Raw genomic sequence first — 15,815 nt, forward strand, 5'->3', positions numbered from 1 at the left:
AGTGCTAATCAAAATTCTTGCTCAGAACCCATAGGCCACGGTCGAGCGTCCGCAGTTCCACATCAATTTCATTGGCCAGCGTGTGACAGACTCCGAGATACATGAGATATTCGTCTACGGTTGGCGTCTCTGATAGCTCGGTATCAAGGTGGCCAGCGACCTGAAGCGCACTCCAGGCTCTCTCGTCTAACACCGTATAGGCGATCGGGTCCATGAACAGCAAGAGAGCCGACGCGACAGGCACTCCTACTCCATGCAGGTTGTTCTGTAACGTCTCGACTTTCTCCACAACTGACTGCCGTTCAAGCGTACGTCGTACTGTGTCCTCAGCAAGCTCTGTATCGTTCATTCGAAAATCTGGTATTACTCTATTGCTCTTCCAGCCGACAACCCACTCGAGATCCTCCCACGTCCAAGTCCCCTCTGCGAATGCTATAGGCAGGACATCTAATTGACGCTCTTCCTCTTCGAAATCCACCCTATCCTGTCTCGGGTATGCTCGAGCAGCCTCCCGAATACGCCGACCTGTAAGTTCCATAGACCTAGCAACCCATTATCAGTACTTAGGTTTAACCACAAAATTCTGTGTCTATAGATTAAGAAAAGGAGTCTATAGACACATCTCCGTAGGTCGCTAAGGTCGCATCTCCCGATGAAAACCTCACTGAATGCGCCCGCGAGTCGAATGGATGACGCAGGCCGACGAGCGTGTGTTAGAATTTCTCCATGAGAAAGACATCGTATCGTCTCCAAGTGTCATTGCTGCAAATATTGACTATACGGGCGAATATATTTCGCGGCGCTGTAACAAACTTGAAAATGCTGGTCTACTCCAGCGAGTGGACGCGACAAACTATCGAATTACGGAACTCGGGGAACGGTACCTGATCGGGGAAGTCGATCCTGACGAGCTCTCTCTTGACGATTGCTGATGGCTGTCTCTTAGCCGTTCTGATAAAATGTAAGAAGTCTTAATTAGCGCAAACAGTAATGACAGTACTGCTTATTATGCCAATTCCTCAAATGAGATTGGTTTATAGATCACTGATCGGCCTTCCCTTTCCCAAGTAACTAGCCCGTCTTCCTCGAGCTCATTGAGAGCGTTCTGTACCTGTCTCTGCCCCACGTCAACCAACTTGTGCTGAGAGATCTCGGCGGAACTGGCTGATCCTAATACCATTATAGCGTCCAGTACATCAAGATACGCAACCTGACTAACTTTAGGCCGAGGACCAGCTGTTGGCATAGGCTCGTCGTAGGTATCGTCTGGGTCGTACTTCGATGATAGTGCTGATCGCCGGTGATATTCATTTACTGCCCATTTGCGTGGCTTGCCACACGCCGTCTTAGGATATTTGTAGCAGATCCAGTCCATGACCTGCTTGACAGTTTGGTGATTATTATTAAGTGCGAACTTCAGATACGTGCAGAGTTTGGTTTCAGCACCTGAGCGGTCCCCGCAGTATCCGACTTCATTGTACTCTCCATCCATGAGATACCGGACTGTCTCACCGACATCAGAGTCCAGCAGCATTTGTATTCGACGCTCAACATCAAATGGTGCCTCGACCTCCGCGAGATCCGTAATCTCTTCTGAGATATTGGTGACGTTTGCGTCCGTGGTATGGGCGTGTGTGTTGCCTTGTTGATCTGGAAAGACAGTCGCAGATACCGAGGCGATGGGTCTGTTATGAAGTATGCAGTAGTGGCCTTCTATGTCCGGTGAACAATCGTGCCATTCCTTATCGCATGAATCTAGCTCACTGCCTGGGCCGACAACATACTTCCTGCTAGCCTGAATCGACCCACCATCAAAATCGCCATTTCCGACATCATCTTCGACAGAGAGGTAGTAATGTCGACCATCATGCGGTGACTCAACTGTAAGTGTGGAAGGTAGTCTTTCGATCAAATTAGGGCGTTCGCTGACTTTATAAGGGTCATAGTCTACGATGACCAACCCACCTCCTGCGTAGACGCCATACTGACCGTCAACTGTATGATGCTCGTACTGGGTATGGGCGACTGGTGCCTTACTTCCTTCTTGGAGCGGGATGAACCGCTTAGCATCAAGTCCTGCCTCACGCAGTCTGGACTCGAGTACTTCCTTCGGATCACTTCCTGCTGTTTGGTTCGACTCAGCGTTGGATTTATTGTAATCTTTTACATCATTCGAGTTGTCGTGTCCACTCATAGCTGACCTCCTTGGCACGGCTGTTCAAATCAGGCCGCGCTTGGATCGCGGCCGAACGGTTCTTTGTAGGGGCTATAGGGGCGACTATGTCATCCAACAAAACCCTCGCGTATCCTTGGATATTTAGAAGCCATCACTGCTTCTGTGAGAATACTTATAATGTTAGTTACCACTCAATTGCGTCTATTTCTGGCGGTTCAGAGTCTGGCGAATGGTCAGAAACAAAGGCGACATCGCCGACCTCATGGAAGTATCCCTGCTGTTCGGCCTCGTAATAGATCACCCAGACAGTTTCGGCTGAGGCAACCAGATATGCCGCAAGGAGTCGTCCAAGATCAGTACCAGAGGCCTTGAGGTTCTGATCGAATTGCTTCAGGACATTCTCGGCTGTCGCACCTCCGACGTACTTTGCCTCCTTGTAGTCTCCGTCTTTTGGCTCTTCAGCAAGCCGAATCAAATGACGCCAAGGAATCTCGTTGAGATCGGTGTATTGATTCACCCATTCAGATCCGCTAAGACCCTGATATTCGATTATGTGGTCGTTCGAACCCTTTATGATCCTACCATCTTTGTCGACACTGCGATTACCGTCTGCTTTGAGCTGATCCATCATGAGATCATCAATACCGATGATGGAGAGCTTCTTATAGGCGATTAATGAAATATAGAGATTATTTCAATAAAATCGCAAAGGTTGCCGATTCTCTGCGTTACCTCTAATCTGACCCTCTTAGTGGCTGAATCTGGGCAACGGTTGTTGGCATATATATTCCAACTGTCAACTTCACATATTCTTTGGAGACTGTAAATGAACTCCAAAGTATATGCTGGCAGAGGCGACGGCGCTTTATGTATGACCACGAGCGAAACGCCGCGTTCTACGAATTCCAAAGGACAGGCGACTGTCTGGCTCAAGCCTGCGCAGGTCAAAGATTTGAGAAACGCCATCGTCAAAAAGAGCCCGAGCTACTTGAAACAGCGAAACGATGCTCTGATTCAACTACTCTATGACACTGGCTTGCGAGTCGGTGAGGCTGTCCAAGTAGACGTAGAGCATCTCGATCTTGATGAATCCGTGCTAGGGCTTCCGGCCGATCTGCAGAAAGACTACCCAAACGAGAATACCCCGACGTATACCCGGATCGGGTTGGCCGAAGAAACCACTCGAGTCCTCGATCAGTACCTCAGTAGTCGATGGAAAGAATCAGTCGCCCTATTTCCGTCAACACACTCTGATCGGATGACTACACAAGCCGTTCGAGACGTTGTGAGTCTGGCTGCTGAAGCCGCTGAGGTTCAGCCGCATACTCGTACTGGACGAGGCGAGCCCGGCGACATCACGCCGCACACACTACGACACTCGGTTGCGTATCGGATGCTAAACCACGAGGATGGGCATACGCTCTACAATGTTCGGAACCGCCTGCGACACTCAACAATCCAAACAACGGAGAAAGTATATGACCACTTCGACAGCGTATAGGATATAAAACACTATATAAATTTAGCTTTCAGCAGCAAATAGAGTATGCCTATCCAACAACTCAGATTGTATGATATAATAGTGGATCTTCTACCTGGTGTTATTTTTATTGCCCTTCTATATCCTATTTCTGATAGTTCTATCGTTGATAGTGTTCCTACGTTTCTCTCATCCGGACCTGTTTTCGCAATTATATTGATTACAGCCGGTTATGTCCTTGGAAGGTTAATTCACTCCACAACAGGGAAATTAAATGATGTTCTGCAAGAAAGTCGGCAGTTGTTTATTGGAATACTCTTACTAGAGCTATCAGTATTATTGCTTATTGTCCAAGCTTCCCTTCTTTTGATCCCATTTGATTCACTATCATTCGATATAGTGTCTAACTTTCATCACATAACCAGTACAGAACCTGATGCGGAGGATATTGTGATGTATTTGATAACTCAGATATTTTCCCTATATATCGTGTATAAATTCATGGTAGCAATTCGATACTTCCCGTGGGACTTGGATACTGAAGCTAAGATTCAAGATGATAACGCTTTGAGTTCTATCTATACTCTGTTACCAGCAGAATATCCTGATGAAGATATAGATTCTTGGCTCAAAAAAGGGAATGTGTCAATATCGACTTCCGATTCACTGTCTGGTCCAATTGAGGCATCTATGTATGCGAAGATAAAATCTGCTTTGAATAAACAGTATGACATAGATATAAATCAAACTTCACTTCCTCATGGTAACACTGACCTTGAGTGGATCAGGTATATCGGGTATTCGAAAATGTTTGGTAAAGAGACACTCTACCAAAGATATAATATACTAACGACCTTCTTCCGCAACCTATCTGTTGTTTTTTGGATAGTTTATCTGCTCTATTCTTTCCTGAGTCTCATCTCACTACTTGGTCCCGGCAGAGAGTTCAGATGGATGAATTGGGATTTTAGTTCACGATATTTGATGGTCTGGATTCTATTTCTCCTTGCAATATCATTTTCAACACAGGTGAGTAAATATTCAAAATATAGAAATCGACAATTCATAGCCGATTTATATAATGTTCTGAATTAAATGAAACTCAGCCTATTAATTTTGTGAGCCAGCCCTGGTTTTGTCGTTCTCGTTCTCTTTCCTTTATAATTCGCCGCTCTGATTGCTGCTCACTAAGTAATCGTTGTTGCCAGCCTCCTCGAGATCGTGTTGAACGTTCATATGCGGCATCGAATGCATCCCGCAATTGATGAACCTGTTCAGGAGTAAGTGCCGTACGGCCATCATCGAGGCCAGCTTCTTGTCTCATTTCTCGCCCTGACCAAATCGATTCTCGAGGTGGATGAGACGCTAGTACCATCTCGAGATTATTCAAGAGTGTATAACGTCGCCACGTAGTTTCAGCCTCGTTTAGATTGCCTAAGATGTGATCCCGGTTTAATTCTGCATCCACAAGTCGCTCCACCTCAGGAGGTACATCGCTCTCGACCAGCGTTTCGATAAGACTTGGTGCTCCAGATTGGGCATACCCTGGCACGGACAGATTGACGCCGCTGTCATTGCGGCTCTTCCGATCGTGCCCTGGTCCGGTGCTGGCCTTGGAACTCGTGCTCGATCCGTTCTGTCGTTGTTGCTGCTTGTTCTGTGTACGCTGCTTCCTACTGCTACGGGATGGACCGGGAGAACTCATTGTCGGGCCTTGTGTTCTGAACTGGCTGATTTCTTTTCTAAGGCGATCTGGAGCCCTGTTGGGATCGCGTTACCCTCGCCTTGCTCATCTATTTTCAATGCCTGTTGGAGTACAAACTGGTGAATTGACTCGTACCCGTACACCTTGCAGATCCGCTTGAGAGCTAGGTGAGTGTCTTCGTGGACAGTGATTGTAGTGTATCCTTCCATGCCCCTGACAACATAGTGTACAGCCTCACCCTGATAATACATTTATGCGGAACACAGCCATGGCGCTGTTAGTGGATTAGAGCCACTGGTACATGTAGAGAACACACCTCTCACATACTCGCTTTTCAAGAAACGCAATACGGCGTAGGCCTCCAGACCGCTATATGCCTATGCACAACTAATGCCATAATTATCTATACCCGCGTTAAAGCGATAGGATCGGACCAGCAGACATACCCAACTCCAGCCTTGCTGATTCTGTTTTTGAGATCTGAATAAGAACGAATAACCTTCGCACAGGAACGCAAGTGAGTTTAATAGCAAAGAAAAAGCTGATAAATAGGAATGGCTTACCCTGTGAAACCTCTGAAAGTCCTCAGAGCGATTATGATTTTCGGCCTGGTTCTTTTGCCTTCGGTGCCAGGTGTGGAGATCGGTATAGTCGCAACAAGCCTACTAGCATTAATCGCTGGCGGCGCATACTTATTTGACGCATATAGGTCAGAGCAGGAAATCCAGGAGGCTCATGAAACACTCGAGAAATTAGAAGAAGGTGAACTAACGCTTGAACAGATTCAAGCTGGTGAAGACGGCTTAAAAGTCAAAGACGATGATGGAAACCTCACTCAAATCAACTAGATATTAGCCTTCGAACCGCTCATAGGCCTCTTTCACGTCCTCATCGATGAACTGGAGGTATTCCATTGTAATCTCGAGCGAAGAATGGCCGAGATGTTGCTGAATCCTCCGAATGTCTATGTCTGATTTCAGTGCGTTAACCGCGTGGCCGTGTCGCAGAGTATGCGGTGTGACTCGATACCGCTTGTTTCCACACTGATCCTTGTACATTACCTCCTGAATTCCTGCTGCCTCCGCAGCTGGCTTCACTACCTTGTCTGTGACTGTTGACTCGTGGAGTTGCTCAGACCGTTCAGTCACAAACAGATACTCTGAGGACTCGGCAGGAACGTAAGAGGCTCTATGACCACCGTCGAGCCATTGGTCAAAGAGCAGATCAAGCGATGGCTGGTAGAATACGGAGCGCGTTTCTTTGCTCTTGTTTGACCAAACCTCGATACGGCGATTCTTTCGGTCGACCTCATCCAATTTGATTTCATTGAGTTCGATTTTTCGGATGCCTGTCTGCCACATCAGCCGAATAATCAATTCGTTTCGGAGAGTCGGTGACGGGACGTTCTCACACATCGCCTCCTTCTCTTCCGGAGTGACGTAGACGATATCGGCGTTGTTGTGTTTCTTCGTATCCTTCTTGACGAACTCCTTTCGCTCCAAATCTTCGAACGGGTTTTCCTCGATAGCCTCAAACCGGCCTGAGAGCCGATTGAACAGTGCCCGCACGGACTCGTAGCGACTCGCGATAGTATTTGGTGCATAGCCCTGCTCCATCTGGTCCACGAAATAGTCCTCAAGGTCAAGTGCCCTGAGATCTGTCAGCGACTCATCTTGGTCAGACAGCCATCGATCGAAATTTCTGAGATTGGAGAGATGAGTATCGTAGGACGATTCGGCTTTCTTTACCTTTACGCGGTCGAGATGGCGGGTAATCCAATCGTCCATGAATTAGCCCTCCTTGTAGTAGCGGGTTTCACCATCCCAGTCCAGTGTGTGGACTTGGTGGGTATCCTGCTGGAGTCGGTTGAGAGCTTTGCGGACCTCTTTTTCTCGAGTGTCAAGAGCATCAGCAATTAGCTTAATTCGGCCAGAGTCCGATCGGACCATCCCGATCTCGCGAAGTGTAGCTCCGTCAGAAACCTTCTGTTCGTACTCCTTGATCTCAGCTTTCGTTGGCAGTTTCTCAAATACCTCGTTGGCCAGTTGCCGAACATCGGGATCGGCTCTCACCTCTCGCTCAAGCCCAGACAACCGTTTCTCGACCTCCTTCAGTACCTGCTCCACTTGGCCAATACTACTGTGGATCTCATCGAAGTGGCTAACGGCGTTTTCAGACAGTTCGGCACTACTGTTCCCTTCTTGGCTCTGCTGGATTTCGCTCTCAATTGCTTGCCGAATGAGTTGTGACAAGTACTGGAATTCGCTTTCTTCCTCCAAATATTTCTTCCAGCGTTCCTTGCGCTCCGGATCAACCCAGAGATTCACGCTTTCTTTGTCGTAACCGTTGTCATTTTCTGACATTGCCGCCAGACCGATTAGCCTCTTGGTGCATAATATTCATGCACCATCGCTGTGAAAATAGACAGCCTTTTTTATTATTCATGGCTTCTCGAGAAGTAAGATGATAGATCTAACTGACTGGATATCTAATCGAGTTATCGCCGGAGTTTCCGTTATTGCAGTAGTTCCTATTTTATTTGGATTTCTAGTACTGGTTGTTTTGCTACCAGACCTAAATAGAAGTAATCAAGCGATTGTTATTGCTACAGGAACTGGGGCATTTGGCACACTTATTCTCGCACTTGCCACCTTTTTCAATATTGTTCAGAGCAACCAAGTGCTGCAGATACGTGAAAAGAAACGGCAGAAGCCTTTAGCAATTGATGAAATCTCTAATCTTATTGAACCGGGAATAGAGACCGTAAAAGCCAATCTCGAAGCCCCAAAGAACTCTCATGGAAATGGTTGTGGGTTTGAATGGAACTATTTAGATCCAGAAGAATTGTCTCAAAGAGGCAGGAGACCTCATGCGATATTTACTAGCGACTCGATAGCGCTATCTAGATTATCAACAAGCAGGCCTGATCTGGTAGAACAAATCACGGCTCATAATGGGAAAATAGGGGACGTTGCAGAGCGTACACAGCGGTTCCAAGAACAAATCCATCCTAAAATCCGAGAATTTCTTGAGGAGTCGGATAGGGGACAAGATATCGACTCTGATTTACGGGTTATCACGTCGGCTATCCTTAAGGAGGTTGATCAGTTTGGTGAATCGAGTGATCTATATCAGTTTTGGGAAGAGTATGGTGATCGCCTCATCCAATATTCAAAAGATTTACCAGAAGCAGAATTAGAGGAGATCCAAAAGTTAGAGCAGGAATATCTTGAAGTTGCTAAGGAAACATTCGGAATGTTAGAGGACCGGAAGCTAGAGCTAAAGAAGGAGTACGGGATATCTGAGGAGGAAATATCATTTGAAAAAAACATTCTAGAGCGGACCTAGAAATCGAATTCGGTTCTGAGTGGTATGTGATTGGTATGTACCTATACACAGGAAACAAGTTCATCACGGACTGAGACTGAGTCAACGCGGACCGTTCTCCGACCGAACCGCACGTGAGACGACCGAAGAGCGACTTCTCTGTGCTCGAATCCACACCCACATCCCTAACCCGCGGTCCGTGATCACCGTCATGCATGAACGACCGTATCGATACCGGCAGTACGACTCGAGTCGCGATCGCCTGTCAGGGCGGCGGGAGCCATACGGCGTGCCGAGCGGTTCCTCGAGAGCCAGTCGTGAGAGCGTCGGCGGTCTCCGAACCCGTCGGTCACGATGCCAGCCACAGCCCGGCTCGGGCTCGAACCGGCGACTGGATCGACGAAGCCGATGACGATCCGTCGGATCGCCGTACCGTTCACCGACGGCAGAACGGTGTATTTCCGTCTCGGTGTGGTATGGAATCTCCCAAAATGAACCTGCCATTCAGCCGACGCCGCTTTCTGACGGGAGCAGCCGTCGGCGCGGCGACCGGGATCGTCGGCACCGCCTCGCGGTCGGTGGCTGCTGCCGTCGACACGAACGAACCGAACGCGATCGCTGCACTACCCGACGCAGTCGGTCTCGAGACGGTGGTCGATGGACTGGCGTTTCCGTTGGCCGTTGCATTCGCACCCGATTCGGACCGGCGGTATATTGCGGAACGCGACGGTCGGATTTGGGTCCACGAGTCCGATGGGCTCCGTGATGAGCCGTTGCTCGACCTGCGCGAGACGGTCGTCACCGGCGGTGAGCGAGGGCTACTGGGGATGACGCTGCATCCCGATTTCGCCGAGAACCGTCGCCTGTTCGTCCACTACAGCGCGCCGCGTCGATCCGACACGCCACAGGAGTTCGACCACACGGGTATTCTCGCGACGTTCGAGACGACCGACGATGGGACGCGAGTGCGATCGACCTCCGAACGCGTCGTCCTCGAGATTCCCCAGCCGGCGGACTTCCACAACGGCGGTGATCTCGCGTTCGGGCCGGACGGCTACCTCTACGCCGGGATCGGTGCGGGCGGCGGGGGTGGCGGCGGTGGACAGGATGTGACGACGGATCTGCTGGGAAGCGTGATCCGCATCGATGTCGACGGTCGCTCGACCGCCGGGGAGTATGCCGTCCCCGAGGACAACCCGCTGGTCGGTCGCGATGGACTCGACGAGTACTACGCCTGGGGGTTTCGAAACCCCTGGCGGCTGTCGTTCGACGACGGCGACTGCTTCGTTGCGGATGTCGGCGAGAACGAGTACGAAGAAGTCAACCTCGTCGAGCGGGGCGGCAACTACGGCTGGAACGTCAAGGAGGGCACCCACTGTTATCGGGAAGAAGACTGTCCGGACGAGGCATCCGGACCCGGTCTGAGCGGCGACCAGTTCCAGGACCCCATCATCGAGTACCCACACCCGCCGACCGAGACTGCCGTCAGCGGCGTCTCGGTCATCGGCGGCTACGTCTCCCGCGACTCCTCACTCCCGGCGCTCGAGGGCGCGTACGTCTTCGGTGATCTCGCGGCGGATGGCCGGCTGTTCGCTGCCACCCGCCCCGACGACGATGATGACCTGTGGCCGACGACCGTCATCGAAGTCGACGATGAATCGAAACTCGAGCGGATACTCTCGTTCGGTCGCGACGACGAGGGTGCAGTGTACGTCCTCGGATTGGGAGCCGATAGTGGTGGCCTCCACCGGATCGTCTCCGCTATGTGAGTACACTCTTCTGAGAAGCACGGAGTCGCCGCTCGAGGGCGGTTTCATCGATTGTTCCGGACAGTAGTAACATTTTTACCCTTAACCGCGAACCCGACGCCTATGGAGGATCCGGGATCGTATGCACTTCTCGGCCGCCTCACCCTGGCAGCGTTCGTCATGATCGCGCCGACGCTTTGCTTTCTGGGGTTGACCCGCGGCCTCGAGCGGTTGCGAGACGACGACCTGATTAACGAGTGGGCGCGGACGCACGGCCACGCGGAACACGACGTCACGGACCGCGAGGACGCCCTCGCGGCGCTGACGAACGAGCGCGGCGTCGACGCCGGTAGCTCGTCGCTCGTTCGGTGTGCTGTGTGTGGAACGCGAAACCGGGCTGGTGTGACGTACTGTCACAGCTGTCAACACCAGCTGTAGGCGGTTCTTCCCGCAGTGGATGGCAGACTCGGTGTGTGATGGGGTCCGCTATCGAGTCATGCTGGGAGACTAGTCGCTCGCGACCGTCCGCGCCTGCCGAACGTCCCGCTCGAGGCGCTCGGCGTACTCGAGTCGGAGCTGTCGTGCCTCCTCGAGTCCGACCGGTCCCCGGCCGTCGATCTCGTGTGAGATCGGCTCGTAGGTCGCGACGTCGAACCCCATCCGCTCGAGGTAGGATCGAACCGCGTCCGACGCGAGCCCCTCCCGGATCGCGGCGTTGACGTACTCGATCACCGCGTCGAACTCCGGCAGGACAACTTCGTCGGCCGTGATGGCACCGGATTCACCCTCGATTCGGATCTCGGCATCCTCGAGGTGAGCGCTGACGTCGGCGATCCTGTCGGCCAGCCGGACGACCTGACTCGGGAGAGCGGTATCGGGAGACCGCCATTCGACCGTCGAAAACGTTTCTCGGAGCTGTACGGGCGTCCAGACCGCGCTCTCGGGGTCGAAACTCGACTGGATGGTCGCCCGATCGGCACCCGCTTCGATGGCCGCCGTCACGAACTCCTCGTATCGCCGCTCGAGCCGGCGGGTCCACTCGTCTGCGTCGTCGGCATAGGGCCACAGCCGGCCCTGGTGAGGGACGCCATCGTATGCCATCCAGCGGTAGAGTTTCGACCGTGCCCCGCTGGCCAGATACCGACCGCGGAAGTACGGCGAGGAGTTGACTAACGCCAGCGCGGGATCAAGCGCGATGAGCGCGTTCAACTGGTCGATCTCGCGTCCCGGTTGTTGTTCAACGTGGATATGAGTTCCCGCACAGTGGCGGACGTACTCGAACTCGTCACCGATGACCTGATCTTGGATTCGTGTCCGATCGCTCGGGCGATCCCGCACCTCGTCGTGGTTTACCGGTGTCGCGAGCGGGACGAGGCCCTTGTCGAGTTCGTCGGCCCGGTCCAGCACGCGTTCGATTCGATCGAACAGTTCGTCGCGTAGCTCCGCTGTCGTCTCACACGGCGTCGTTTTGATCTCGAGCAGCGGCTCGACGAACTCGCGCTCGGCTCCCGCCGACGCCTCGACGAGTTCCGCCGGTTCGGCCAGCCGCCCCTCGTCGTCGATGACCCAGTACTCGACTTCGATGCTCCGTCGTATCGGCTCGGGTTCATGTGCTGACACAGTGTCCTCCGGATTGCGGCATCGTCTCATGCGGACCAGTGGTCCCCCAGCGCTCTCGGCTGTACATCACTTGCCCGCTGCCTACCGATTGCTAACTAACCACACGCCCACATCGGGAAGCCACTACAAGAAATTTTCGCGAGTGGTAACATTCGCACACGGGGCGGCGACGAAGCCGGCTCGGCCCAGCCGTCCTGCCCGTCTCGTCCGTGTCGATCGCGCGTGGTCACGCTTTCTGGAGGTCGTCCGATCCGCCAGTGTCGACGGCGCTCTCCGGACCAGTCGCCGGAACCAGACAGCGACGATGGATTCGGGATGCCGACAGAGCTTTCCGCCGACACAAAGGATTTACATCTCCTAATTATATCTAATTACGAGATGAGCGAGAACTTCCCCGACTACGTCGACGTCGACTATACCGACGGTGAAGGCGAAGATCCCGAGGACTATGCCCACATTCAGGACAAGATCGAGAAAGCGATCGAGGTCACCCGCGAGGGCCTCGAGTCCTACGAGAACCCCGCAGTCATGTGGACTGGCGGCAAAGACTCCACGCTGACGCTGTACTTCATCAAGGAGGTCGCCGACCGCTTCGACCTCGAGGTACCCCCTGCAGTGTTCATCGACCACTACCAGCACTTCGACGAGATCCACGACTTCGTCGACCACTGGGCTGACGAGTGGGACCTCGAGGTCATCTACGCGCGCAACGAGGACGTCGGCGGCTACGTCGACGAACACGACCTCGAACCCGGCGACGACATCGACATCTCGGACCTGTCCGAGCACAACCAGCACCACGTCCGTGACATCCTCGAATACGAGGAGGACACGTTCCCGTTCCTGCTTGACACCTACGTCGGCAACCACCTGCTGAAGACGGTCGCGCTCAACGACGCCCTCGAGGAGTACGACATCGACGGCGTCATCTCCGGCGTCCGCTGGGACGAACAGGAAGCCCGCGCCGACGAGACGTTCTTCTCGCCGCGGCACGACCCCGACATCTACCCGCCCCACGACCGAATTCAGCCCATTCTGCAGTTCGACGAGGCCGCCGTCTGGGACGCGTTCTGGAACTTCGTGGTGCCGGACACCGTCGAGAACTTCCCCGAGGAGGGCTACGTCCCCGAGAGCGACGAGGACCTGCCGGAAGGCGTCGCACAGGACGACATCCCGATCTCGCCGAAGTACTTCGCCGGCTTCCGCTCGCTGGGCAGCGAAGTCAGCACCGAAAAGAGCGACCAGGAACCCGCCTGGCTCCAGGATCTCGAGGGGACGACCGAGCGCGCGGGCCGCGCCCAGGACAAAGAAGACCTGATGGAGCGCCTGCGCGACCTCGGCTACATGTAGGCCGGTCGCGGTCGAGGGTCGCATCACTCGCTAACTGCTGATTTTTGCGGTTTTGACGCTCGAGAGTGTCACGAGCGACAGCTTGGAGAGAGCGAATCGGTGATCCGATAGCGATACAACAGCGAGCGCTACTTCCCAGTCGTTAGCGGCCTGCTGCGCGGTACTCGCCGTGTTTGACGCCGAGTGCGAGCATGATCAGGCCGAAGGCGATCATCGACGGCGCGACCATCATCAAAACGGTGCTCGTGCCCATCATTGGGGCGGCAGCCAGCCCACCGACGCCGAGCGCGATTATCACGATGAATACGGCCGCCGTCTTGGGAAGATCGAACTCCATATGCGGGGGTTAGGAATCGGTCACCTAATGGTATCGGAAATCGGCAGCCCATTCATGCTCTCAGAGAAGAGACAGTAATTTCTTCCGCCAGATGGACGCGGATCGCGATTACGCTTGCGAGGGACGAACCAGGTTCGCCAGTCCGATGACGGCCCCGAGGAACCAGCCAAGTGGGAACGAGATGCCGAGCCACATCGCGGCGTAGGCCGCCCCCTCGAGGCTGAAGTTGCTTCGCAGGTAGTCGTTGATGCCGCCGACGACCAGCACGTTATCGAGCGCCCAGACGGCGAACTCGTAGCTTGGGTCGAGGACGTATGGGTGCAGCGACGGCGTCACGAGTGCAGCGACGACTGGCGGCAGGAACAGCGCCGTCATCGCGAACGGATAGGCGAGCAGGACCGAAAGTGCCCGGCCACCGAATTTCGAGGTGACAGCTGCGAGCGTGGTCGAGACGATCGCGACGGCGCTGGCGGCTGCAATCGCGAGGAAGGCGTCAAAGGGGATCCGCAGGTACGCGATCGCCGTCAGCGACCCCCAGACGAGCAGCGCAAGACCCGTGACGCCGGCGATGCCGAGTCGCGTCCGCGTCGAGTCGAGTTTCGCCGCGTAAAAGCGGGTTGCAAAGCCAAGGACAGTCAACGGATAGAGGACGAGCAAGCCGATGACTCCCAGTACGCTCCAGCCGTGATAGCCGACCTTTTGTGGGAGTGTGTCGGGCTTCCACTTGCCCATGACGGAGTGGCCGCGGCCACGTTGCCTGCGGAAGACGAGTTCCATCCAGGCCCCATGTAACCGCTGAATGTCGGTCCTAACCGCGCCGACGAGCCCACCACCGCCACTGCGTTGTGAGCGGGTAGACATACGCGAGCCAAAAAGCTGACGTACCGTAAACTTTCCTGCTTTTTCTTCATGGCCGATATGACCGACAGCTGTCACACCTACGGAAATGGCGGTCGGTCGAAATCAGCGTGTAGATATCGGCGTCGCTGACAGTCACTGCACGGTCGATCGCGTGACGGCACAGTAATCAGTACGTGTGCCGTGTCAGTCAGGTCGATAAAGACGACCGTCCGTGCGCCGATCAGTTCCAGGGGGCGAAGTCGGGATCGACTTCGCGACTCGTCTCGTCGATCGCGTCGATCTTGTTGCGGTCTTCCTGATCGAGCTCGAGCGTCAGCGACGCCCAGTTGTCGGCGATGTGTGCGTCGCTGGTCGCCTTCGGAATCGCCGTCACACCCTTCTCGCGCGCCCAGGCGAGGCTGACCTGCGCTTCGCTGGCGTCGTGTTTCGCGGCGATCTCCTTGATTTCGGGCTGGTCGATGACCTGCCCGCGTGCCAGCGGCGAGTAGCCGACGACCTCGACGTCGTAGTTCTCACAGGTCTCCCGAAGCTCTTCCTGGGGAAGCAGCGGGTGCAACTCAACCTGATTCGCGAAGATCGGTACGTCACAGACGTCGATGGCAACCTCGAGCTGTTCGGGCTGGAAGTTGCTGACACCGACGTGGTTGGTCAAGCCCTCGTCTACGAGCTCGGAAAAGGCCCCAAGCGTCTCCTCGGCGTCGTAGGTCCGGGACGGCCAGTGGACGTATAGCAGGTCGACGTAGTCGACGCCTAGTCGGTCGAGACTCTCGCGTGTCGTCTCGAGGACGTCGTCGTGTTCGAGGTTGTCGATCCAGACCTTGGTCGCGAGGAAGATCTCCTCGCGGTCGACATCCGCAGCCGCGATTCCGTCACCGACGGCGTCCTCGTTGCCGTAAATCTGGGCGGTGTCGATGTGTCGATAGCCCGCCTCGAGGGCCGTCCGGACGCTCTCGGCACACTGCTCGGGGTCCTCGTTTTCCCAGGTTCCGAGCCCGAGCATCGGCATACCGTCGGTGGTCGGACACGTCTCTGGCGGAATCGTATCGGCGTCGGAAGTCACCATACGTGGATAGACGGGCAGAACGCGAAAAGGGGTTTTGGTACCGGTCAGCGGTTCGCCTTGTGACAGCGAAATCGGCGGCGAGACGCCAGAGATTCCTCGAGAACGATGCCCACGGCATAATGTTTCGTCGCGGACATCGATTCGCTCG

Annotated in this window: 17 protein-coding genes; 8 read left to right on the top strand and 9 right to left on the bottom strand. The window is 54.1% G+C overall.

The window, feature by feature from the left end; all coding sequences use genetic code 11:
- Positions 1–4: 4 nt before the first annotated feature.
- Positions 5–538 carry a hypothetical protein gene (locus tag ACERI1_RS14155; RefSeq protein WP_373618969.1) on the bottom strand — a complete coding sequence of 178 codons (534 nt, stop codon included), beginning with the start codon at positions 536–538 and terminating at the stop codon, positions 5–7.
- 130 nt (positions 539–668) lie between these two features.
- Here ACERI1_RS14155 and ACERI1_RS14160 point away from each other — a divergent pair, with 130 nt between their 5' ends.
- A complete protein-coding gene (locus ACERI1_RS14160) occupies positions 669–932 on the top strand; it encodes a MarR family transcriptional regulator (protein ID WP_373618970.1) in 264 nt (87 codons plus the stop codon).
- 74 nt (positions 933–1,006) lie between these two features.
- On the opposite strand, the gene ACERI1_RS14165 is transcribed toward ACERI1_RS14160, so the two are convergent.
- Together ACERI1_RS14165 and ACERI1_RS14170 are read right to left on the bottom strand one after the other, a co-directional pair.
- Positions 1,007–2,194 (bottom strand): bifunctional DNA primase/polymerase, encoded by a 1,188-nt coding sequence (locus ACERI1_RS14165; protein ID WP_373618972.1) that lies wholly within the window; start codon positions 2,192–2,194, stop codon positions 1,007–1,009.
- A 166-nt stretch (positions 2,195–2,360) separates the two neighbouring features.
- On the bottom strand, positions 2,361–2,804 hold the full coding sequence (locus ACERI1_RS14170; protein WP_373618974.1) for a hypothetical protein: 444 nt from the start codon (positions 2,802–2,804) through the stop codon (positions 2,361–2,363).
- A 243-nt stretch (positions 2,805–3,047) separates the two neighbouring features.
- Here ACERI1_RS14170 and ACERI1_RS14175 point away from each other — a divergent pair, with 243 nt between their 5' ends.
- The 3 genes from ACERI1_RS14175 to ACERI1_RS14185 all read left to right on the top strand — a co-directional run bounded on the left by ACERI1_RS14175 (position 3,048) and on the right by ACERI1_RS14185 (position 6,209).
- Positions 3,048–3,677, top strand: coding sequence for a tyrosine-type recombinase/integrase (locus ACERI1_RS14175; RefSeq protein WP_373618976.1), 630 nt, complete (start codon positions 3,048–3,050; stop codon positions 3,675–3,677).
- A gap of 45 nt (positions 3,678–3,722) precedes the next feature.
- Positions 3,723–4,751 (top strand): hypothetical protein, encoded by a 1,029-nt coding sequence (locus ACERI1_RS14180; RefSeq protein WP_373618977.1) that lies wholly within the window; start codon positions 3,723–3,725, stop codon positions 4,749–4,751.
- A gap of 1,164 nt (positions 4,752–5,915) precedes the next feature.
- The gene (locus ACERI1_RS14185) at positions 5,916–6,209 is read left to right on the top strand and encodes a hypothetical protein (protein ID WP_373618979.1); all 294 of its coding nucleotides are present in this window, start codon (positions 5,916–5,918) and stop codon (positions 6,207–6,209) included.
- 3 nt (positions 6,210–6,212) lie between these two features.
- Here ACERI1_RS14185 and ACERI1_RS14190 read toward each other — a convergent pair whose 3' ends face one another.
- Positions 6,213–7,148: a tyrosine-type recombinase/integrase gene (locus ACERI1_RS14190; protein ID WP_373618980.1), complete on the bottom strand. Its 936-nt coding sequence runs from the start codon at positions 7,146–7,148 to the stop codon at positions 6,213–6,215.
- A 3-nt stretch (positions 7,149–7,151) separates the two neighbouring features.
- Positions 7,152–7,724 (bottom strand): hypothetical protein, encoded by a 573-nt coding sequence (locus ACERI1_RS14195; RefSeq protein ID WP_373618981.1) that lies wholly within the window; start codon positions 7,722–7,724, stop codon positions 7,152–7,154.
- A 100-nt stretch (positions 7,725–7,824) separates the two neighbouring features.
- Between ACERI1_RS14195 and ACERI1_RS14200 the strand changes: the two genes are divergently transcribed.
- The 3 genes from ACERI1_RS14200 to ACERI1_RS14210 all read left to right on the top strand — a co-directional run bounded on the left by ACERI1_RS14200 (position 7,825) and on the right by ACERI1_RS14210 (position 10,874).
- On the top strand, positions 7,825–8,709 hold the full coding sequence (locus tag ACERI1_RS14200; RefSeq protein WP_373618982.1) for a hypothetical protein: 885 nt from the start codon (positions 7,825–7,827) through the stop codon (positions 8,707–8,709).
- Positions 8,710–9,164: 455 nt separating this feature from the next.
- On the top strand, positions 9,165–10,457 hold the full coding sequence (locus tag ACERI1_RS14205; RefSeq protein WP_373618983.1) for a sorbosone dehydrogenase family protein: 1,293 nt from the start codon (positions 9,165–9,167) through the stop codon (positions 10,455–10,457).
- A gap of 102 nt (positions 10,458–10,559) precedes the next feature.
- Positions 10,560–10,874, top strand: coding sequence for a zinc ribbon domain-containing protein (locus tag ACERI1_RS14210; protein WP_373618984.1), 315 nt, complete (start codon positions 10,560–10,562; stop codon positions 10,872–10,874).
- A gap of 69 nt (positions 10,875–10,943) precedes the next feature.
- On the opposite strand, the gene ACERI1_RS14215 is transcribed toward ACERI1_RS14210, so the two are convergent.
- Positions 10,944–12,056 carry a glutamate-cysteine ligase family protein gene (locus tag ACERI1_RS14215; protein WP_373618986.1) on the bottom strand — a complete coding sequence of 371 codons (1,113 nt, stop codon included), beginning with the start codon at positions 12,054–12,056 and terminating at the stop codon, positions 10,944–10,946.
- 378 nt (positions 12,057–12,434) lie between these two features.
- Here ACERI1_RS14215 and ACERI1_RS14220 point away from each other — a divergent pair, with 378 nt between their 5' ends.
- Positions 12,435–13,406 carry a phosphoadenosine phosphosulfate reductase family protein gene (locus ACERI1_RS14220; RefSeq protein ID WP_373618988.1) on the top strand — a complete coding sequence of 324 codons (972 nt, stop codon included), beginning with the start codon at positions 12,435–12,437 and terminating at the stop codon, positions 13,404–13,406.
- Positions 13,407–13,548: 142 nt separating this feature from the next.
- On the opposite strand, the gene ACERI1_RS14225 is transcribed toward ACERI1_RS14220, so the two are convergent.
- The 3 genes from ACERI1_RS14225 to ACERI1_RS14235 form a co-directional block, all read right to left on the bottom strand.
- A complete protein-coding gene (locus tag ACERI1_RS14225; protein WP_373618989.1) occupies positions 13,549–13,743 on the bottom strand; it encodes a hypothetical protein in 195 nt (64 codons plus the stop codon).
- 108 nt (positions 13,744–13,851) lie between these two features.
- A complete protein-coding gene (locus ACERI1_RS14230) occupies positions 13,852–14,604 on the bottom strand; it encodes a hypothetical protein (RefSeq protein WP_373618990.1) in 753 nt (250 codons plus the stop codon).
- Positions 14,605–14,824: 220 nt separating this feature from the next.
- Positions 14,825–15,667 (bottom strand): aldo/keto reductase, encoded by an 843-nt coding sequence (locus ACERI1_RS14235; protein ID WP_373618991.1) that lies wholly within the window; start codon positions 15,665–15,667, stop codon positions 14,825–14,827.
- Positions 15,668–15,815 lie beyond the last annotated feature (148 nt).

The sequence above is a fragment of the Natrinema sp. HArc-T2 genome, from assembly GCF_041821085.1.
Taxonomy (GTDB): Archaea; Halobacteriota; Halobacteria; order Halobacteriales; family Natrialbaceae; genus Natrinema.